20 protein-coding genes and 1 pseudogene are annotated in these 20,613 nt (G+C 59.0%); 15 read left to right on the top strand and 6 right to left on the bottom strand.

The genetic code is table 11. The annotated features are described in order from the left end of the window. Positions 1 to 99: 99 nt before the first annotated feature. Both ACA061_RS19225 and ACA061_RS19220 read left to right on the top strand, forming a co-directional pair. Positions 100 to 1,566, top strand: a complete 1,467-nt coding sequence (locus tag ACA061_RS19225; protein WP_497299853.1) for a purine-cytosine permease family protein — start codon at positions 100 to 102, stop codon at positions 1,564 to 1,566. Continuing rightward, on the top strand, positions 1,559 to 2,488 hold the full coding sequence (locus ACA061_RS19220; protein ID WP_497299852.1) for a PfkB family carbohydrate kinase: 930 nt from the start codon (positions 1,559 to 1,561) through the stop codon (positions 2,486 to 2,488). Before ACA061_RS19225 ends, ACA061_RS19220 begins: the two co-directional genes overlap by 8 nt. 185 nt (positions 2,489 to 2,673) lie before the next feature. Here ACA061_RS19220 and ACA061_RS19215 read toward each other — a convergent pair whose 3' ends face one another. From ACA061_RS19215 to ACA061_RS19200, 4 genes are all read right to left on the bottom strand, one after another. Continuing rightward, positions 2,674 to 2,928: a hypothetical protein gene (locus tag ACA061_RS19215; RefSeq protein WP_150593055.1), complete on the bottom strand. Its 255-nt coding sequence runs from the start codon at positions 2,926 to 2,928 to the stop codon at positions 2,674 to 2,676. Positions 2,929 to 2,972: 44 nt separating this feature from the next. Next, on the bottom strand, positions 2,973 to 3,308 hold the full coding sequence (locus ACA061_RS19210; protein WP_150605248.1) for a hypothetical protein: 336 nt from the start codon (positions 3,306 to 3,308) through the stop codon (positions 2,973 to 2,975). A gap of 82 nt (positions 3,309 to 3,390) precedes the next feature. Then, complete coding sequence (locus ACA061_RS19205; RefSeq protein ID WP_497299851.1) at positions 3,391 to 4,587, bottom strand: MFS transporter; 1,197 nt, start codon at positions 4,585 to 4,587, stop codon at positions 3,391 to 3,393. A 110-nt stretch (positions 4,588 to 4,697) separates the two neighbouring features. Beyond that, positions 4,698 to 5,351, bottom strand: a complete 654-nt coding sequence (locus ACA061_RS19200; protein WP_497299850.1) for an HD domain-containing protein — start codon at positions 5,349 to 5,351, stop codon at positions 4,698 to 4,700. 233 nt (positions 5,352 to 5,584) lie between these two features. Here ACA061_RS19200 and ACA061_RS19195 point away from each other — a divergent pair, with 233 nt between their 5' ends. The 9 genes and pseudogenes from ACA061_RS19195 (at position 5,585) to ACA061_RS19155 (ending at position 13,494) form a co-directional block, all read left to right on the top strand. Beyond that, positions 5,585 to 6,067, top strand: coding sequence for a GNAT family N-acetyltransferase (locus ACA061_RS19195; RefSeq protein ID WP_042562173.1), 483 nt, complete (start codon positions 5,585 to 5,587; stop codon positions 6,065 to 6,067). 322 nt (positions 6,068 to 6,389) lie between these two features. Further along, positions 6,390 to 6,452, top strand: a pseudogene (locus tag ACA061_RS19190) (PAAR domain-containing protein); the annotation flags it as partial. A gap of 221 nt (positions 6,453 to 6,673) precedes the next feature. After that, positions 6,674 to 7,168, top strand: a complete 495-nt coding sequence (locus ACA061_RS19185) for a hypothetical protein (protein WP_497299849.1) — start codon at positions 6,674 to 6,676, stop codon at positions 7,166 to 7,168. Positions 7,169 to 7,295: 127 nt separating this feature from the next. Then, positions 7,296 to 8,237, top strand: a complete 942-nt coding sequence (locus ACA061_RS19180; protein WP_497299848.1) for a hypothetical protein — start codon at positions 7,296 to 7,298, stop codon at positions 8,235 to 8,237. Between the two features lie 77 nt (positions 8,238 to 8,314). After that, positions 8,315 to 9,304, top strand: coding sequence for a 2-dehydro-3-deoxygalactonokinase (locus ACA061_RS19175; protein WP_497299847.1), 990 nt, complete (start codon positions 8,315 to 8,317; stop codon positions 9,302 to 9,304). A 19-nt stretch (positions 9,305 to 9,323) separates the two neighbouring features. Then, positions 9,324 to 9,944, top strand: a complete 621-nt coding sequence (locus ACA061_RS19170) for a 2-dehydro-3-deoxy-6-phosphogalactonate aldolase (RefSeq protein ID WP_150615996.1) — start codon at positions 9,324 to 9,326, stop codon at positions 9,942 to 9,944. 46 nt (positions 9,945 to 9,990) lie between these two features. Beyond that, entirely contained in the window at positions 9,991 to 11,139 is a 1,149-nt protein-coding gene (gene dgoD, locus ACA061_RS19165; RefSeq protein ID WP_497299846.1) for a galactonate dehydratase, read from the top strand. Positions 11,140 to 11,319: 180 nt separating this feature from the next. Then, complete coding sequence (locus tag ACA061_RS19160) at positions 11,320 to 12,630, top strand: MFS transporter (protein ID WP_497299845.1); 1,311 nt, start codon at positions 11,320 to 11,322, stop codon at positions 12,628 to 12,630. 60 nt (positions 12,631 to 12,690) lie between these two features. Then, the gene (locus ACA061_RS19155; protein WP_150615995.1) at positions 12,691 to 13,494 is read left to right on the top strand and encodes an IclR family transcriptional regulator; all 804 of its coding nucleotides are present in this window, start codon (positions 12,691 to 12,693) and stop codon (positions 13,492 to 13,494) included. Here the strand turns inward: ACA061_RS19155 and ACA061_RS19150 are convergent, their stop codons facing one another. Next, the gene (locus ACA061_RS19150) at positions 13,495 to 14,547 is read right to left on the bottom strand and encodes an NAD(P)-dependent alcohol dehydrogenase (protein ID WP_497299844.1); all 1,053 of its coding nucleotides are present in this window, start codon (positions 14,545 to 14,547) and stop codon (positions 13,495 to 13,497) included. Positions 14,548 to 14,736: 189 nt separating this feature from the next. Here ACA061_RS19150 and ACA061_RS19145 point away from each other — a divergent pair, with 189 nt between their 5' ends. Further along, positions 14,737 to 15,627, top strand: a complete 891-nt coding sequence (locus ACA061_RS19145) for an AraC family transcriptional regulator (protein WP_497299843.1) — start codon at positions 14,737 to 14,739, stop codon at positions 15,625 to 15,627. Positions 15,628 to 15,809: 182 nt separating this feature from the next. Here ACA061_RS19145 and ACA061_RS19140 read toward each other — a convergent pair whose 3' ends face one another. Further along, on the bottom strand, positions 15,810 to 17,474 hold the full coding sequence (locus ACA061_RS19140) for an electron transfer flavoprotein-ubiquinone oxidoreductase (RefSeq protein WP_150605417.1): 1,665 nt from the start codon (positions 17,472 to 17,474) through the stop codon (positions 15,810 to 15,812). A gap of 550 nt (positions 17,475 to 18,024) precedes the next feature. Between ACA061_RS19140 and ACA061_RS19135 the strand changes: the two genes are divergently transcribed. The 3 genes from ACA061_RS19135 to ACA061_RS19125 all read left to right on the top strand — a co-directional run bounded on the left by ACA061_RS19135 (position 18,025) and on the right by ACA061_RS19125 (position 20,608). Next, complete coding sequence (locus ACA061_RS19135) at positions 18,025 to 18,774, top strand: electron transfer flavoprotein subunit beta/FixA family protein (RefSeq protein WP_007908338.1); 750 nt, start codon at positions 18,025 to 18,027, stop codon at positions 18,772 to 18,774. A 2-nt stretch (positions 18,775 to 18,776) separates the two neighbouring features. Continuing rightward, positions 18,777 to 19,706, top strand: a complete 930-nt coding sequence (locus ACA061_RS19130) for an electron transfer flavoprotein subunit alpha/FixB family protein (protein ID WP_042560399.1) — start codon at positions 18,777 to 18,779, stop codon at positions 19,704 to 19,706. Positions 19,707 to 19,786: 80 nt separating this feature from the next. Beyond that, on the top strand, positions 19,787 to 20,608 hold the full coding sequence (locus tag ACA061_RS19125; RefSeq protein ID WP_497299842.1) for a substrate-binding periplasmic protein: 822 nt from the start codon (positions 19,787 to 19,789) through the stop codon (positions 20,606 to 20,608). Positions 20,609 to 20,613: the final 5 nt, after the last annotated feature.

Here is a 20,613-nt window from a genome sequence, read left to right as displayed (position 1 = left end):
TAAAGATCAAAAGATCGCAGCCTGCGGCAGCTCCTACAGGAGAGGGTGCAGGTTGATAAATTGCCCACAACCACAAAAAAGGCAAACAGGAGCATTTTCATGAGTTCATCGAACGCCGGGCAAAGCGCCGGGCAACTGGAAACCCGTGGCATCGAGCCGGTACCGGAAGCCGAGTGCAACGGTCATCCGCTGCAACTGTTCTGGGTCTGGTTCGCCGCCAACATTTCCATTCTCGGCCTGCCGCTGGGTGCCACGCTGGTCGCGTTTCGCGGCCTGGCGATCTGGCAGGCAATCATCGTCGCGATCATCGGCGCTGCCGGTTCGTTTGCGGTGGTCGGGATCATCTCGATTGCCGGCCGCCGTGGCCGCGCGCCGAGCCTGACCTTGTCGCGGGCGATCTTCGGTGTGCGCGGCAATATCGGCCCGACACTGGTCTCGCTGATGTCGCGTCTGGGCTGGGAAACCGTCAACACCACCACCGCTGCATTCGTGCTGCTGTCGCTGTGCTCGATCCTGTTCGGCTCACCGGTTGAAGCGAAAAGCGCACCCGTGCTGACGCTGCTCTTCATCGCGATTTTCGTGCTGCTGACTTTGGCGGTCTCTGGCCTCGGCCATGCGACCTTGCTGGTGATCCAGAAGTGGGCGACGTATGTGTTCGGCGCGCTGAACATTCTGGTCGGCGGCTTCCTCTGCGCCACCATCGACTGGAGCGCGGTGTTCAACGCCACACCGGCGCCGGTCAGCGCAATGATCATCGGCATCGGCACCATGGCGGCCGGCACCGGTATCGGCTGGGCCAACGCGGGCGCCGACATGTCGCGCTATCAGCATCGCAGCGTCAAAGCCGTGCGTCTGGTCGCGTCCGCAGCGTTCGGTGCGGGTATTCCACTGGTACTGCTGATCACCCTCGGCGGCCTGCTGTCGGTAGGCAACAACGATCTCGCCTCGGCGACTGACCCGATCGTGGCGATCCGCGACATGCTGCCGACCTGGATGGCCGTGCCGTACCTGATCACGGCGTTCGGTGGTCTGCTGCTGTCGAACAACCTGTCGGTGTACTCCGCCGGTTTGACCACGTTGACGCTCGGCCTCAAGGTCAAGCGCGTCTACGCCGTGGTGGTCGACATCGTTGCGATCTTCGCCGGTTCGATCTACTTCATGCTGATCGCCGACAGTTTCTACGGCCCGTTCATCACCTTCATTTCCCTGCTGGCAGTGCCGATCACCGCGTGGGTCGGGATCTTCGTGATCGACTTGATTCATCGTCACTACTACAGCCCGCAAGACCTGCTCGACGTCAGCCCAAGCAGCGCCTATTGGTATCGCGGCGGTATCGAGTGGCGCGCATTCGGGGCGTGGGCGATTGCCATCGTGCTCGGTTTCAGCTTCAGCACCATCGGCACCACCGCTGAGAATGTCTGGTTCAAAGGTTTCCTGTCCGACTCGTGGCTGGGCCACAACGGCCTCGGCTGGATCGTGACGTTCGTGGTCGCCGGTGGCATTTATTTCCTCCTCGGCGGGGCAAAAGATCGCCGCGCCGCGCCAGTCGAGAATGCTCATGCCTAAGATGTTGCACACCGGCCAGGTCATCATCGACCTGGTCATGGCCGTGGATAAATTGCCGCAGATTGGCGGCGACGTACTGGCACAGTCCGCCGGTTTCGAGGCCGGTGGCGGTTTCAACGTGATGGCGGCGGCGGTGCGTAATGGCCTGCCGGTGGTTTACCTCGGTCGCCATGGCACCGGGCGTTTCGGCGACCTGGCGCGGCAGGCGATGCAGGCCGAGGGGATTCACATCGGTATCAGCCAGCCTGCGCAGCGCGACACGGGGTTGTGTGTGGCGCTGACCGATGCGTCGGCCGAGCGCAGTTTCATTTCCTACATCGGCGCCGAAGGCGAGGTCACTGTCGATGATTTGAACAGCGTGGCTTTTGAGGCCGGGGACTATGTTTATCTCAGCGGTTACAGCCTGCTGCACGAGGGTAAGGCGCAGGCTTTGCTTGCCTGGACGTTGGCATTGCCCGCCACGATCCACGTGGTGTTCGATCCGGGCCCGTTGGTGGAATCGCCGGATTCACCGCTGATGGAGGCGCTGCTGCCGCGCATTGATGTGTGGACCAGCAACAGCGTCGAGGCGCTGCGTTTTACCGGGGCTGAGAACATCGATGTTGCGCTGGATTGTCTGGCTGAGCATCTGCCGCAAGACGTGTTGATGGTGGTGCGCGATGGGCCGCAGGGCTGCTGGATTCATCAAGGTGACGAGCGTCGGCATGTGCCCGGGTTTGCCGTTAAAGCGGTGGACAGCAATGGTGCCGGTGATGCGCATGCGGGGGTGTTTGTTGCGGGGTTGGCGCAGGGTTTGACTGCATTTGAAGCGGCGCGGCGGGCGAATGCTGCGGCGGCTTTGGCGGTAACTCGGTGGGGGCCGGCGACAGCGCCGGGGACTGCTGAGGTGGATGCGCTGATCCGCGAGACTTGCGGCGACTGATTTACCGCCATCGCTGGCAAGCCAGCTGCCACAGGGGGGCTACATCGTTCACATAAAGTTCATGTCGTTTACGCAACCCCTGTAGGAGCTGCCGAAGGCTGCGATCTTTTGATCTTGTCTTTTTCAGGCAAAGTCAAAAGACCGCAGCCTGCGCCAACTCCTACAGGGTTAAACGTTTACACGACTCAGCTATCGAGTTTGCGCGCCGCTTCAACCCCGGCAGCGCTGAGCTTGATCGGCAAATTCAACGAGTGTTCGCCAGCCTCGTTGCAGGTGATATGGCCATGGTGTATCAAGCCGCGTTCCTGCAGTGAGGCGAGGGCGCTGGCCACGACCTTTTCGCCCCGGTAATTGTCCAGCACCTCTTTGCCCAGTCCACTCGGGTGGGCGTGCAGCAGGCGGGTGAGGACTTCTTTTTCCAGGTTTTTATCGACGTTCATGGTTACCTCTTCATGGGTGTGAATAGGACGCTCGCGTCGGCGAACTACTGGCCGGATCCTTCGGAACCGGAGCCACCGGTGGTGGTTTTCGAACCGACGCCCGGGCCCGCGTTGTCTGGCGTGGCGGGAGCGTCGGGGGTGTTCATGCCACCCTGGCGACCGGGATCACTGCCCTGCGTGCGCGGGTCAGTACCGGTGGCAGGTGGCTGATTGATCAGGGGCACGCCAGAACCATCGGTGTTAATGCCGGGGGCACTGTTGATGACGGGCGCGCGGGGCGGTGTCGGATCGGTAGGGCCGGTGCCCGCAGCGGTGGCGGCGAAAACCGCGGGGCAGAGCAGGGCGCTGAATACGAAAGCGGTCAACCTTGACGGGATCATAGGGCTTCTCCAGTGATTGGAATCCATACCCTTTGTTGGTCTGCCCGCGTCGTCGATTGGTGCCTGATGAGCGACGAACGGTCTAGATCGCTGGCGCGGTTCTGATGTTGAGGCGTCGCCAGAGCAAACGGCCGATGGTGATCAGCCAGTTGATCAGCGCCACAGCCAATACGGTGTACAGCAGCGCCGACATACCGTGTTCGACGATGATCTTTCCGGCCAGCAGCGGAAAGCCGAACACGCCGATAAAGTACGCCAGGCTGAACAGCAACAAGGCCTGTGAAGTGGTACCGACGGGCGCTTCGTTGGCCGCCAATCCGTTGATCACCGAATAGGTCAGGCCGTATCCGACACCGAGCATGACTGCCGCCAGCAGATAGCTGAAAGCGCTGTGCATGCCGAAGGCGAACAGCACAATCGAGCCGAGCATCAAACCCGACAACAGACACGACGCCCGCAAGGGATCACGCTTGACCACGAACCCGGCGATCAACAGGCGACTGCTGATCGCCGCGCTCATGAAGCCGAGAAAGAACAGCGAATAATCCAGCGAGTGGGCGGCGGCATAACTGGTCTGGAAACTCGACAAACCGCCGAATACGCAGCCACCCAGACCGACCATGATGATTGGAAACACTGCGCGGGAACCGAGCACCTGAGTCATCGCTGGCCAAGTGATGCTTGCGGCTGTTGTGGCTTGATTACCTTTCAATCGCGAGCCGAGACGCCAGAACAACAGCACACCGATGAGGCTCGCCGCCGCTGCCAGATAAAACGCCGAGGTCACTGGCAACTCCAGCGCGCTGGCCGCACGCCCGAGCAGTGGACCGCTGCCGATTCCGGTCATCATGCTGCCGGACAGCAAGGCAAAGTACTTCGCCCGCTGCGCCGGGGTCACCAGACTCGCCACAATAATCGGCCCCAACGTGTAAAACACACCCCAGCCCAGGCCGAGCAGCAAACCGAAAAACAGCAAGAGATGACCAAACCCCGGCGTCATCGCAAAGCCCAGGCTCGCCGCAACAAGCAACAGACCAAACAGGGCAATCGAACGCGCCGCCCCCAGCAGATCCGACAAATGCCCGGACACCAGCACCGCGACAAACGTACTGAGCATCGCCGCAGAAATCACGCTGCCCGCATCGTGTTCATTGCCACCGCGAGAACCGATCAACAGCGCCAGCAAAAACGTCGAGCCGTAGGACAGCGACAGCAGATAACTGGCGAGGCAGAACAAGCCGAACAGCTTGCCCGACACTTGGGGTGTTGCTTGAGACATGACGCGGTTCCTTGACCCGAGAAGGTGAACAGCATCTGTTTACCACGCCATGGTCAGGGATTAGGTGCGAGGTTGGCGAAGTCAGGATCGCACCAGGCCGGAGTATTGCTTCAGACGATGCCGATCTCTTCTTTGAACTGTTCCATGAAACCCTTCAGGCGCCGATGGCGAATCTGCGCCAGACGCTGGCCGGCCACGGTCTGGAAACCGTCGGCGAGGTGCAGCAGTTTGGTCTGGAAGTGATCAAGGCAAAAACGTGTGTCGTTGTAGTCGCGCTCCCTCGCTTCGGGATCTTGCGGGTCGTAGAGCGCCGAGCCCATGCGCCCGGCAACATAGAACGTGCGAGCAACGCCGAGCATGCCCAACGAGTCGAGACGATCGGCGTCCTGGACGAGTTTCGCTTCGAGGGTGAGCGGGGTGATGTTGGCGGAAAAACTATGGGCTTCGATGGCGTGGGCGACGGCCTCGATTTTAGCGTCGGCCCAGTTCAACTCCGTCAGCACCGCCAACGCTTTTTCCGCTGCCAGACGTGAAGCTTGCGAGCGCAGTGGCGAGTTCTTTTCGACGGCTACGCAATCGTGAAGCAGCACGGCGGCCAGCAGCACTTCCAGATCGCCGCCTTCTTCGGTTTGCAAAGTACGCACGTTGTGCCAGACACGTTGCAGGTGTGCGATGTCGTGCGCGCCGTCATCCGAGGGTTCGAGGGCGTGGGGCAGCAGTTCTGCCGCAAGAGAAGACAGCGGTGTGAAGGCTTGGAGGTTCATGTGAATCCCTTCAGATTTACGTGCATATCGTGTCGTTCAAGCTTTTGTGGCGAGGGGATTTATCCCCGTTGGGGCGCGAAGCGGCCCTGAAAAAAGGGCCCGCTGCGCAGGCCATCTGGAGTAAACCTCCTCACCACAATGGCCGATGGAGCCAGGGAAGCAGTGTATTGCCATGTGACGAGCACCGTGCACCGATTTACTATGGCGTTTTCCTCCCCCGACAAGGCCCGTCCATGACGATCGAGATCCGCCCGGCGACTCCCAGCGATGCACCACAAATCCTCGCCTTCATCACTGAACTCGCGGATTTCGAAAAGGCTCGCCACGAAGTCATCGCCAGCGTTGCCGACATCGAGCGCAGCCTGTTCGGCGAAGGCGCGACCGCCCATGGCCTGATCTGTCTGCGCGACGGCTTGCCCATCGGTTTCGCGGTGTTCTTCTTCAGCTATTCGACCTGGCTTGGCAGCAACTGCCTGTACCTCGAAGACCTCTACATCACTCCCGAACAACGCGGCGGCGGCGCGGGCAAAACCCTGCTGCGGCAATTGGCGAAAATCGCCTGTGCCAATGACTGTGGACGCTTCGAGTGGAGCGTACTCGACTGGAACACCCCGGCCATCGAATTCTACAAATCCCTCGGCGCACAACCGCAGGAAGAATGGGTGCGCTATCGCATGGACGGCAAAGTGTTGCGCGAGTTCGCCGAGGGCCAGTGAACGATGATGGCCATTTAGTGTTTATTCGATTGTCGCCAAGGCTCTAGTCCGGCATTCTACGCGCGCATTTTTGCGCGCTCACGGACGACACCTGCAATGCCTCAGGCAAAAATTCTCCACGCCCGTGGAGCCTTCGCTGCGTCAGCGAAGACCGTGACCCACTCGACGATGCCTGGCAACAACTGCAAACCACTCCATACCCGAACAGTCGTGAGTATCGTCACGCACTGTTCGACCCCGTCGACAATCGCTGGCGCTTCGCCGCGACCGACGTCGACATCTACCAGTCACACCCGGAACCTCTGAAGCAAGGAGCTTTGAATTGAGTGGTAAACCTGCTGCCCGCGTAACCGATCCGACCGCATGCCCACTGCCAGGTTCTGGATAAATATCCGCGCGGCGAAAATCCAGAATCGGGACATATCGGATACTGTTGCAGACTTTGGTGAACAGTGGGAGATAACTTCAGGTCCCAATGTCAGTGGTCGAGTCGATGTCAATCACGCAGATGCGGATATTATGTTTGATCAAAAACTGGAGGGTGGGAAATCGGCCCGTCAATTGTTGGCGGACTCGATACTCGGTTATCTCAGGGAGAAATAAGCTGTGAATAGAATTTTTTTGGCAATCGCCATATTGCTATGCAGTTCATGTTCCTCGAATCATGGCAGGCAAATAGCGGTGCTTGACTTTCAAAGCGTTTCAATTACGCCGAGTGGGAGTTCGTTTTTCGTTTGGTTCTCAAGTGATACGGATCTGTTAGGGTTATTCCAGTCTAAAATCGGCGAGGAGTTGGTTTGTACCCTGGATGATGATCTGGATTTTTCTATTGGTCATTACCAGAAACGATATGGTAGCGGTATCGTTGAGGTGAGTGAGGACTCTTCGAAAGGAAAATATATCGCCCGGGTTATTTTTCGAGAGACCGGAGACGTGCAGGGCAAGGAACTTATTCTTGAGGGCGATAGGTTGCGCAGTGCCTTGAGCGCGCACCCATTTGTCGTATGTACGTTTAGAGTCAATACAACGAAATATAAAACCTACTTTTCGGAGTTTATGCGCATCCCTTCAGAGGACTTTACAAGGGCACTCGGCAGGTGAGGACGGCTGGATAACATGTAGTAAGAGATGCCGGTTTTTCCAATGTGATTTACGTTTCTGATGATAGTGTTTTTCGTGCTCTGGCTGGCCGCAACGAGCTTGTGCGTGTTATCGAACAGAGGGCTAAATGTTGAGTTTGCGAATTTTTAAATGGTTTTTGCTCGGTGGTTTTTTATCGTGTGCGGCTTGCATGCATCTGGATGTCCCTCCCGCCAGGCTTGAGTTTGTCTCGATCGATCACCTGAGTTCTTCCTATTACGATCTGCGTTTTACATCCGACAGAAATCTGATCGACTTGTATAAGGTGCATGGGCGACAAGGTCAGATCGGCACCTCGATCCAGTGCTCGCTGGATGGCGATCTGGACTTTTCCGTCGAACATCAAATCGCGCTTGAAGCTGCCGGAACTGTCAGTGAAATGCGATTGATCGAAGGTGATCGTCGTTATGAAATGTTTGCAAGCATTCGGGTCGAGAACCATGTCATCAATGATGGTCATAACGAGATCAGGCCCGTTGAGTTGGTGCAGCTCCTCAAACCGCAGGAATACATTCCATGCAAAGTGGTGATTACTGCGTTTCCGTTCGTGGCGTATTACTCAAAGGTCATGTATTTGCCCACCTCGCGGTTTATCGCCGCTGTGGAAAACCCGCGGGTGGCGCCTTCACGCCTGACGCTCAAACCCTCTGATCAACCGCGAACGTGGGTGCCCTTTGCGCCCCTGTGCATTCTGCGCTGGCGCTATGAACGGTCGCCGATGTATGACCAGATCGACAGTCTCGGTTTATGTAGCGACGTGCCCTATGCCGGCATGCTCGCTTCATTCGCGCCATACAAGACCAAATTACGACTTGTTTCAGAGGTAGATGAAACTCCCGCGCCGCTTGCGGCGTACACCATCATCAGAGGGGATGGGCGCCTGGAGCCCGGTGTAACCGATCAGGAAGGGCGGACGCATGAAGTCGGAGCCAGCGAACATGAAGTACTGCGCGTCATCCTCGATAAAAAACTGCAACCCGTGGAGCGATGGACGCCGCGGATTGAGTTCGTCCCAAAATATGGGATGTGAAATTACATATTGAGATTTTGCTGCTGAGAGGTCTATAGTCCGTCGCACTCACTGCCAAAAACAAAACAGGTGAAGCGATGCTGGCGCAATTGATCGCGCTCGATTGGGGGACGACCTCATTACGTGCTTACAAACTCGCGGCGGGCGGTGTGGTGCTGGAACAGCGCTCGCTGTCGTCCGGGATCATGCAACTGCCGAAGAACCCGCGAGTCATCAACGGTCGCGAATGTGCCGACGGTTTTGAACTGGCTTTCGATGAGGCCTGTGGCGACTGGCTCGATGCGCAGCCGGATCTGCCGGTGATCGCCTGCGGCATGGTCGGCAGCGCGCAAGGCTGGCGCGAAGCTGCCTACTGCGACACACCGGCGAACGTCGCCAATCTCGGAAATTCCCTACAAACAGTTGTCACTCTTCGCGGTACGCGAGTGCATATCGTGCCGGGCGTGATTCAGCGTTCGCGTCTGCCGAACGTGATGCGCGGCGAAGAGACCCAAGTGCTGGGCGTTCTGCAGAATCTACCTGTCGAGGCGGGCGGTGATCTGTTGATCGGCCTGCCGGGCAGCCACTCGAAATGGGTGGAGGTGGTCGATGGCTGCATCACCCATTTCGACACCTTCATGACCGGCGAAGTGTTCGCCGTGCTCAGCGAACACAGCATTCTCGGCCGCACCCAACAGCAAGGTGCCGCTTTCGATGGTCAGGCATTTGACCGCGGCGTGCAGGTTGCGCTGTCGGCGGACGGTGAACTCGGTGTGCTCTCTACATTGTTCAGTGCCCGTACCCTGGGCCTGACCGGCGAACTCAGCCCGACGGCGCAAGCGGATTACTTGTCCGGCCTGATGATTGGTCATGAGTTGGCGGCACTTGCCACCGCTCAGCGCCGTCGTCGTGACAATCCGAATCTTCCCTCGATCATCCTCATTGGCAATGCGCAACTGTGCGCACGCTATAGCCGTGCCCTTGACGCCTGTGGCTTCGCCAACGTGACGCTGGCCGAACAGGCCACCGAGCGTGGCTTATGGCAACTGGCGCTGGCTGCCGGACTGATCGATTCCTCATCCCGTTAACCCCGACTGGAGGCCTGACATGCTTAAGCAAGCATTGGCGCAAAACGGTCTGATCGCGATTCTGCGCGGCCTGCATCCGCAGGAAGCTGCCGCTGTGGGAGAAGTCCTGTATGCGGCCGGATTTCGCGTCATCGAAGTACCGCTCAATTCCCCTTCGCCGTACGAAAGTATCGCCATCCTGCGTAAGGCCTTGCCCGCCGATTGCCTGATCGGTGCCGGTACGGTGTTGACCCCCGAACAGGTCGAATTGGTGAAGGCGGCCGGTGGCCAGGTCATCGTCATGCCGCACAGCGATGCCAAGGTATTGCGCGCGGCGAAAGCGGCGGGGCTGTACCTGTCGCCCGGCGTTGCCACGCCGACCGAAGCCTTCGCGGCGCTGGAGGAGGGCGCGGACATTCTCAAGCTGTTCCCGGCCGAGCAGATGGGCCCGGCGGTCGTTAAAGCCTGGCTGGCGGTATTGCCGGCCGGGACGATTCTGGCGCCGGTCGGAGGCATCACCCCGGACAACATGCAGGTATTCATCGACGCTGGCGTCAAGGGTTTCGGTCTCGGCTCGGGGCTATTCAAACCGGGGATGAGCGTTGAGCAAGTAGCGGCGAATGCCAAGGCCTATGTGGCTGCCTGGAAAGCCCTTCGCTAAGACTTTTTGGCGCTGCGAGCGCTACATCTATAAGAGAGACAACAAGATGAAAATCACCAAACTCACAACCTTCATCGTTCCGCCGCGCTGGTGCTTCCTCAAGATCGAAACCGACCAGGGCGTGACCGGTTGGGGCGAGCCTGTGGTTGAAGGTCGCGCGCACACGGTGGCGGCGGCTGTTGAGGAATTGTCCGACTACCTGATCGGCAAAGACCCACGCAACATCGAGGACATCTGGACGGTGTTGTATCGCGGCGGCTTCTACCGTGGCGGCGCGATCCACATGAGTGCGCTGGCCGGTATCGATCAGGCGCTGTGGGACATCAAGGGCAAGGCGCTTGGTGTGTCGGTCAGTGATCTGCTTGGTGGTCAGGTGCGCGACAAGATCCGCGTGTATTCGTGGATCGGCGGCGACCGTCCAGCCGACACCGCGCGTGCGGCGAAAGAGGCCGTGAGCCGTGGTTTTACCGCAGTAAAAATGAACGGCACGGAAGAGCTGCAGTTTCTCGACTCCTTTGAAAAAGTCGACCTCGCCCTGGCCAACGTCGCCGCCGTGCGTGATGCGGTCGGGCCGAATGTCGGCATCGGCGTCGATTTCCATGGTCGCGTGCACAAGCCGATGGCCAAGGTGCTGATGAAGGAACTCGACCCCTACAAACTGATGTTTATCGAAGAGCCGGTGCTCAGCGAGAACTACGAAGCGCTGAAAGAACTGGCACCGCTGACCAGCACGCCAATTGCCCTTGGCGAGCGGCTGTTCTCGCGTTGGGACTTTAAACGCGTGTTGAGCGAAGGCTACGTCGACATCATCCAGCCGGACGCCTCCCACGCCGGCGGCATTACCGAAACTCGCAAGATCGCCAACATGGCCGAAGCCTATGACGTGGCGCTGGCGCTGCATTGCCCGCTGGGGCCGATTGCGCTGGCGGCGTGTCTGCAACTGGATGCGGTTTGTTACAACGCGTTTATTCAGGAGCAGAGCCTGGGCATTCATTACAACGAGAGCAATGACTTGCTCGACTACGTGAAGGATCCGCGGGTGTTCGATTACGACAAGGGCTTTGTGAAGATTCCGAACGGACCGGGGTTGGGTATCGAGATCAACGAGGAATATGTGATCGAACGCGCGGCCGTCGGCCACCGCTGGCGCAACCCGATCTGGCGCCATGCCGATGGCAGTTTTGCCGAGTGGTGAGTCCCGCCTGACACACCACTAATCCCTGTGGGAGCTGGCTTGCCAGCGATGACGGCGGCACGTCCAACACTGATGTGACAGATGTACCGCTATCGCTGGCAAGCCAGCTCCCACAATTGATCTCCATGGATGGGAGATTTGCGTCAGGACCTCAAATAAACATAAGAAGAGGCATCTCTCATGCAACCGCAAACCCTCACCGGGCAGGCGTCTTTAGTCACGCCCAGCCGAAAGCGTTTTTTCATCATGGTGTTGCTGTTTATCACCGTGGTCATCAACTACCTCGACCGCAGCAACCTGTCGATTGCCGCGCCGGCCCTGACCAGCGAGCTGGGCATCGACCCGATTCACGTTGGCCTGATCTTCTCCGCATTCGGCTGGACCTACGCTGCCATGCAAATTCCCGGCGGCTGGCTGGTGGATCGCGTGCCGCCACGGATTCTTTATAGCGTCGCACTACTGTCGTGGTCGATCGCCACCGTGATGCTCGGTTTCGCCGCCAGTTTCATTGCGCTGTTCGTGCTGCGCATGGCAGTCGGCGCGCTGGAAGCACCGGCCTATCCGATCAACAGTCGCGTGGTTACCACCTGGTTTCCCGAGCGTGAACGCGCCACGGCGATTGGTTTTTACACTTCCGGGCAATTTGTCGGGCTGGCCTTCCTCACGCCAGTTCTCGCGTGGCTGCAACACGAATTCGGCTGGCACATGGTGTTCGTCGCGACAGGTGCGGTGGGCATTATCTGGGCGGCGATCTGGTACGCGGTGTACCGCGAGCCACGGGATTTCAAAGGGGCCAACGATGCAGAAATCGAGCTGATCCGCGAGGGCGGCGGGCTGGTGGATATCCAGGCCGATAGCGCCAAGGTCAAAGCCAAATTCAGCTGGACCGATCTCGGCATCGTTCTCACCAAACGCAAGTTGTGGGGCATCTACCTCGGCCAGTTCTGCCTGAACTCGACGTTGTGGTTTTTCCTGACGTGGTTCCCGACCTACCTGGTGAAATATCGCGGCATGGACTTCATCAAGTCTGGCTTGCTGGCCTCGTTGCCGTTTCTCGCCGCGTTCGTAGGCGTGTTGTGCTCGGGGTTTTTTTCCGACTTCTTGATTCGTCGCGGTTACACCATCGGGTTTGCGCGCAAGTTGCCGATCATTGGCGGGCTGCTGATTTCCACTTCGATCATCGGCGCCAACTTCGTCGAGTCGACGCCGCTGGTGATTGCCTTTCTGGCGCTGGCGTTTTTTGGCAATGGCCTGGCATCGATCACCTGGTCGCTGGTGTCGACACTGGCGCCGGCACGCCTGCTCGGCTTGACCGGTGGGGTGTTCAACTTCATCGGCAACCTGTCGGCGATTGCCACGCCAATCGTGATCGGGTTCCTCGCCAGCGGTGATTCGTTCGCCCCGGCGATCACCTATATCGCGGTTCTGGCGTTGATCGGTGCTTTGTCCTACGTGCTGCTGGTGGGCAAGGTTGAACGTATCGAGTTGTAGTGCTTAGCGTCGGGCGACCATAATGCCGCCCGTTCCCTCGCTCAACGGTAAAGGCTGGATATGCAGGAAGACGCTCCGGAAAAAACCAAGGACGCCGCACCCACTGGCACCCAGACGCTGCTTCGCGGACTGGGCGTGGTGCAAGCCGTGGCCAGTGGCGCGCGTGATCTCAAGGAAATTGCCCGGCTGATCGGCACCACGCGCAGCACCACCCATCGTCTGGCCAGTTGTCTGGTCGACGAGCGCTATCTGCGCGTAGTGCCGCAAGTCGGTTATCTGTTGGGGCCGAAGCTGATCGAACTGGGTTTTCAGGCGCGTGAAGAACTGCCGCTGGTGAACCTGGCCGGGCCCTATCTGGATGAGTTGTCGGCACTGACCGGTGACACCGTTCACCTGGGGATTCGTGAAGGCGATGAAGTGCTGTATCTGCTGAAGAACCCGGGACGCAACGGCCCGGAAATGCGTTCGCGGGTCGGCCATCGTATGCCGCTGGCACGCACCGGGATCGGCAAGGCGTTGATGCTCGATGACTCGCCGCAGGATTGGCAGCGTCTGTACGACATCAGCCTTCCGGCGGGTGGGAAAAGTCAGTTCTGGCCGCAGCATCCGCAGCAGTCGTGGGAACAGCTTGAACAACGCATGACCGAATACGTGGCGGGTGGCTACGCGTTCGATCTGGAAGACAACGAACCGTCGATCCGCTGCGTGGCGGCGCCGATACGTGATGCGAGCAAGGGCATTGTGGCGGCGATCAGCATCGCCAGCACCGTGCCATACATGCCGCTGGAGAAAATGGCCGAGCTGATTCCCCTGATCAAAGGGGTCACAGCCCGGCTATCGGCGGAGCTGGGTTTAAAGGTGTGATTAAACCTTGAGCGTTGCCATGTCGATCACGAAACGGTACTTCACGTCGCCGGCGATCATGCGGGCGTAAGCCTCGTTGATCTGGCGGATGTCGAGCATTTCGATGTCGCAGGTGATGTTGTGCTCGGCGCAGAAATCCAGCACTTCCTGGGTTTCTGCAATGCCACCGATCAACGAGCCGGCGAGTACGCGACGGCTCATCACCAGTTTGCCGGCGTGTACCGGTGGATCAACCGGCTCGATCAGGCCGACCAGAATGTGCACGCCATCAAAGCGCAGGGTATCGAGGTACGGGTTGAGGTCGTGCTGCACCGGAATGGTGTCCAGCAAGAAGTCGAAGTAACCCGCGGCAGCCTTCATCTGCTCGGCATCGGTGGACACGATCACATGATCGGCGCCCTGACGACGACCTTCTTCAGCCTTGCTCGCCGAACGGGTGAACAGGGTGACTTCGGCGCCCATCGCCTTGGCGAACTTGATGCCCATGTGGCCCAGGCCACCCATGCCGAGAATCCCGACCTTGTCGCCAGCCTTGACGCCGTAATGCTTGAGCGGCGAGTAAGTGGTAATGCCGGCGCAGAGAATTGGCGCGGCGCTGGCCAGAGCCAGTTTTTCCGGGATGCGCACGACGAAGTGCTCGCTGACGACGATGCTGTCGGAGTAGCCGCCCATGGTGTTGCTGCCATCGATACGGTCCGGGGTGGCGTACGTCATGGTCGGGCCTTCGAGGCAATACTGCTCGAGGTTCGACTGGCAGGCTTCGCAACTGCGGCAGGAGTCGACCATGCAGCCGACACCGACCAGATCGCCTACTTTGTGTTGGGTGACATTCGCACCAATTGCGGTGACTTTTCCGACGATCTCGTGGCCGGGCATCAACGGGTAAACAGCGATGCCCCATTCGTTGCGTGCCTGGTGGATGTCGGAGTGGCACACGCCGCAGTAGAGAATTTCGATGGCGACGTCGTCGGCGCGAGGGCTGCGTCGTTCGAATTTCATCGGGGCGAGGGGCGTGGTGGCCGATTGGGCGGCATAGCCGATAGCGGTATACATGTGAAACCTCGCAAAGCAGTGACAAGTGAGGCGGCGCATTTTGGGCGCCGCGCGACTGTCCGGCCATGGCGATTCCTCCGGGTCTCATGCCTAATCCTCCGGCAAGCGGGTTTGTTCAGTCGCATTGGCAAAAGGATCTGCGATGATGCTTTCATGCCTTTTTCCGTTACTTTTTTCTGAAGAACCTCGATGCAATTAACTCGTCACCTTGATGCCAACGCCACGCTGGTTTCGCTGATTGAACCGCTGGCACTGCGCGACGGTTATTCCCCGACCGGGCTGCCGGGCGTGCAGGTGCTGCGCGCCAGTTGCGATGTTGCCCGTGGCCCGCACATCTATGAACCGAGCCTGATGATCATCGCCCAGGGCAGCAAACTGGCGTTTCTGGGGCCGCGCACCATGGAATATGGCGCCGGACATTATCTGATTCAGGCGCTGCCGGTGCCTTTCGAGTGTGAAACCTTTGCCTTGCCGGATGCGCCGCTGCTGGGTGTGTCGGTGGCGATCGACCGTGTTTTGCTCGGCGAGCTGGTGCTGGCCATGGGGCTGGCGCCGGGGCGGCATATTCCCGCGCAAACACCGGAGTCGATGACGTCGGTGGTGCTCGACGATGACATGCGCGACTGTGTCGAACGGTTGCTCGGTTGTCTGCACGATCCGCTGGAGTGTCAGATTCTGGGCCCGGCGCGAATTCGCGAGTTGCTGTTCGTCGCCTTGCGCGGACCGCAGGCCGATGTGTTGCGTGCGCTGGTTGAGCAGCAGGGGCAGTTCGCCCGGGTGGCGGCGTCGATCAGTCATTTGCACGCGCATTACACTGAGCCGTTGAACGTCGAAACGTTGGCCAGTTGCGCGAACATGAGCGTGTCGACCTTTCATGAGCATTTCAAACGCAGCACGTTGTTGTCGCCGGTGCAGTATTTGAAACGTTTACGGTTGTTGAAAGCGCAGACGTTGTTGGTGGCTGAGGGACTGGGTGTGGCGCAGGTGGCGCATCGGGTCGGGTATCAGAGTACGTCGCAGTTCAGTCGTGAATATAAGCGCTACTTTGAGCGCAGCCCGGGTGATGAGCGCGCTGCCTGAGGATTTACACAATCCCTGTGGGAGCTGGCTTGCCAGCGATGAGGCCGGCACATTCAACATAGATGTCGCCTGATCCACCGCCATCGCTGGCAAGCCAGCTCCCACAGGGTTTGATGTGATGCACTGAATTGCGGCAACAAAAAGGCCCCCATTTCGGGAGCCTTGTTGTTAAGCGGTTCGGCTTACATGTTCGGGTAAGTCGGGCCGCCAGCGCCTTCCGGCGTCACCCAGGTGATGTTCTGCGAAGGGTCCTTGATGTCACAGGTCTTGCAGTGCACGCAGTTCTGGGCGTTGATCTGGAAGCGTTTCTCGCCGTCTTCCTTGGTGATCACCTCGTACACGCCGGCCGGGCAGTAGCGCTGCGCCGGCTCGTCGTACAGCGGCAGGTTTTTGCTGATCGGAATGCTCGGGTCGGTCAGCTTCAAGTGGCAAGGCTGTTCTTCTTCATGGTTGGTACCGGAGATGAACACCGAGCTGAGTTTGTCGAAGCTGAGTTTGCCGTCGGGTTTCGGGTAGTCGATCTTCTTGCAGTCGGCCGCGAGCTTGAGGCAGGCGTAATCCGGCTTGGTGTCGTGCAGGGTGAACGGCAGTTTGCCGGCGAAGATGTTCTGATCCAGCCAGTTGAAACCACCGCCGACGATGGCGCCGAACTTGTGGATCGCCGGGCCGAAGTTACGGCTGGCGAACAGTTCGTCGTAAAGCCAGCTCTTCTTGAAGGCGTCGACGTAAGTGGTCAGCTCTTCAGTGCCGTCCTTTTCAGCGAACAGCGCGTCAGCCACCGATTCGGCGGCGAGCATGCCGGATTTCATCGCGGTGTGGCTGCCTTTGATCTTGGCAAAGTTCAGGGTGCCGAGGTCGCAACCGATCAGCGCGCCGCCCTTGAAAACCATCTTCGGCAGCGAGTTCAGGCCACCTTTGCTGATTGCGCGGGCGCCGTAGCTGATGCGCTTGCCGCCTTCCAGATACTGAGCCAGCACCGGGTGATGTTTCAGGCGCTGGAACTCGTCGAACGGCGACAGGTAGGTGTTGCTGTACGACAGATCAACGATCAGACCGACCACTACCTGATTGTTTTCCAGGTGGTAGAGGAAAGAGCCGCCGGTGTTCTCGGTGCCCATGATGTCCAGCGGCCAACCGGCGGTGTGTACCACCAGGCCTGGCTGGTGTTTGGCCGGATCGATTTCCCAGATTTCTTTCAGGCCGATGCCGTAGTGCTGGGCGTCGGCATCGCTGTCGAGGTTGTAGCGCTTGATCAGTTGCTTGCCGATGTGGCCACGGCAACCTTCGGCGAACAGCGTGTATTTGCCACGCAGTTCCATGCCCGGGGTGTACAGGCCTTCTTTCGGATTGCCTTCGCGATCGACACCGAGGTCGCCAGTGATGATCCCGCGAACCACGCCTTGCTCGTCGATCAGCGCTTCCTGAGCAGCGAAGCCCGGGTAGATTTCTACGCCCAGGTTCTCGGCCTGCTGGGCGAGCCAGCGGCACAGGTTGCCCAGGGAGATAATGTAGTTGCCTTCGTTGTGCATGGTCTTGGGCACAAAGAAGTCTGGAATTTTCTGCGCGCTTTCGGCGTTTTTCAGCACGAAGATGTCATCGCGAGTAACCGGCGTGTTCAGCGGGGCGCCAAGTTCTTTCCAGTCCGGGAACAGTTCGTTCAGTGCGCGGGGTTCGAATACGGCACCGGAAAGGATGTGTGCGCCGACTTCGGAGCCTTTTTCGACCACGCAGACGCTGATTTCCTTACCGGCTTCGGCGGCCTTCTGCTTCAAGCGGCAGGCGGCGGACAGGCCAGCGGGGCCGGCACCGACGATGACCACGTCGAATTCCATGTATTCGCGTTCCACAGGCTATCTCCTACTCAAGGCTCAACAGTTTTTTTTCTAATATGGAGGTTTGATGTCGCTTCCGCTACGCCTTTACGTTAACGTCAAGGGGATAAAGGAGAAGCCACCTTTCTCTCTAGGGGGCGCATTATATCTACACCACTCCTAGCGTCCAATACAAACGTTTGTTTGAATCGGCTCCAGCCCAGATAAATCAAAGAAGCGCGGCTTATGAATGGTCATTTTGCTGTATTGACCGGAATAGGCGTTCCGGTCAAGATACGGGCGGTTTTGCGCTCGCCGTAGGCAGACTGGCGGTTTCAAGAGCACCTCTAAAGACAGGGCGTAGGCAGTACAAGGTGATGCGCAGCGCAGGTCCGGCGCGCAGTTTACACACCGTGAAGAGGCATGACTTGTCGGTCACCACTGACGAACGGTCACAGCACTTCGCAGCGTGGAATCATCTCGTACACAGGCCGGCGTTTTTAGAGGTGCCCTTGTAGCCCGATGAGCATCAACCGCCAGGTTCGCCTAGGCGACTTTCTTTTCACCGGAGAGTAACGAGGAATCCATGAAGGTTCTTGTAGCTGTCAAACGCGTTGTGGATTACAACGTCAAGGTCCGCGTCAAGGCGGACAATTCCGGCGTAGACCTCGCCAACGTCAAGATGTCGATGAACCCGTTCTGCGAAATCGCAGTGGAAGAAGCCGTACGCCTGAAAGAGAAAGGTGTTGCGACTGAAATCGTCGTCGTCTCCATCGGCCCGACCACCGCTCAGGAGCAGCTGCGTACCGCACTGGCTCTGGGTGCCGACCGTGCCATCCTCGTCGAATCCGCTGAAGATCTGACCTCGCTCGCCGTGGCCAAGCTGCTCAAGGCTGTGGTCGACAAGGAACAGCCTCAGCTTGTGATCCTTGGCAAACAGGCCATCGACAGCGACAACAACCAGACTGGCCAGATGCTCGCTGCATTGAGCGGCTACGGTCAGGGCACGTTCGCCTCGAAAGTCGAAGTCTCCGGCGACAGCGTTGCCGTGACCCGCGAAATCGACGGCGGCGCGCAAACTGTTTCGCTGAAACTACCGGCGATCGTCACCACCGACCTGCGTTTGAACGAGCCGCGTTATGCGTCCCTGCCAAACATCATGAAAGCCAAGAAGAAGCCTCTCGAAGTGCTGACTCCGGACGCTTTGGGCGTTTCCACCGCCTCCACCAACAAGACCCTGAAAGTCGAAGCGCCGGCTGCACGCAGCGCAGGCATCAAGGTCAAGTCGGTGGCTGAACTGGTCGAGAAACTGAAAAACGAAGCGAAGGTAATCTAATCATGACTATCTTGGTAATCGCCGAACACGACAACAAAGTGCTGGCCCCGGCCACGCTGAACACCGTGGCTGCTGCTGCCAAAATTGGCGGCGACATCCACGTTCTGGTTGCAGGTCAGGGCGCTGGCGCCGTGGCTGAAGCTGCTGCAAAAATCGCTGGCGTGAGCAAAGTCCTGAACGCTGACAACGCGGCTTACGCGCATCAGTTGCCGGAAAACGTTGCTCCTCTGGTTGCAGAACTCGGCGCTGGCTACAGCCACATTCTGGCTGCCGCCACTTCCAACGGCAAAAACATCCTGCCGCGCGTTGCTGCACAGCTGGACGTTGACCAGATCTCCGAGATCATCTCGGTAGAAAGCGCTGACACCTTCAAGCGTCCGATCTACGCCGGTAACGCCATCGCTACCGTGCAATCGACTGCTGCGATCAAAGTGATCACCGTGCGTGCCACCGGTTTCGATCCGGTTGCCGCTGAAGGTGGTTCGGCTGCTGTTGAAGCCGTTGGCGCTGCTCACGATGCGGGCACTTCGAGCTTCGTCGGCGAAGAGCTGGCCAAGTCCGATCGTCCTGAGTTGACCGCTGCCAAGATTGTCGTTTCCGGCGGCCGCGGCATGCAGAACGGCGACAACTTCAAACACCTGTACGCCCTGGCCGACAAGCTGGGCGCTGCTGTAGGTGCTTCGCGCGCCGCAGTCGACGCAGGTTTCGTACCGAACGACATGCAGGTCGGTCAGACCGGCAAAATCGTTGCGCCACAGCTGTACATCGCCGTCGGTATCTCCGGCGCGATCCAGCATCTGGCCGGCATGAAAGACTCCAAAGTGATCGTTGCGATCAACAAGGACGAAGAAGCGCCGATCTTCCAGGTAGCTGATTACGGTCTGGTAGCGGACCTGTTTGAAGCAATCCCTGAGCTGGAGAAGCTGGTCTAATCCAGCGGCTTCACTTATAAAGAGCCCGACCTTTTGGTCGGGCTTTTTTTTGTCTCGGGTTTGAGTGGGAGCGTTTCGCCATGGATCTGCGCTGCGGATTGTTGTTGGGATTGGCCCTGTTGCCAGGATTGGCCGCGGCTGCGGGCAAGTGCGAGCGCCTGATCGTAACCGGCAGTCCGGATGCTCCACCGTATCTGTGGCAGGATCCGCAAAACCCCAAGCAAATGATCGGTGCCAGCGCAGACCTGTTGCAGCAAGTGGCCAAGGACTTGGGCATCAAGGTCGAGTTGCTCTACGCCGGCAAGCGCTCGCAGGCCCTCGACGAGGTGCGCAGTGGGCGCATGGACATGCTGGCCGACGCGCCGCTGACGCTCAATGAGCTGGAGAATCTCGACTATATCCATCCACCATTGCTGGAAAACGACTACCTGGTGTGGACGCGCAAAGGCTCGACGCTGACCTACAGCGAAGCCGGTGACCTGCACGGTCATACCGGTGGCGTGTCGGAAAAGTCTCGGATGACCCAGGCATTTGGCACTTTCGCCGATCAGCAATTGACCCTTGTCCGGACAGAAAACCTCACCCAGGCCTTTCAGAAACTTCTGCTGGGCGAAGTGGAATATGTACTCGCCGGACGCTACTCGGGCATGGCCGCCGCGCAGGCGTTGGGCATGGCCAATGACCTCTTGGCGTTCGAGCAACCCATCGACAGACCGGGTCTGTTCCTCGCGGTTTCCCATAACTCGGCGTGCAACGATCCGTGGTTGCGCGGACAGCTGGCCAAAAAGATGACAGAATTGCCCGCGTCCGGACTGACGGAAGCCGCGCTGCAACGCAATATCGAGCGCTGGAAGGCGCAGCAGCAACAGCCGCAACAACCTGTCAGTGCCCCAAAACAGTAGGGATT

The sequence above is a fragment of the Pseudomonas sp. LBUM1668 genome, from assembly GCF_059695715.1.
The sequence above is the reverse complement of the archived record's forward strand: the minus strand, read 5'-3'. Positions and strand labels throughout refer to the sequence as shown.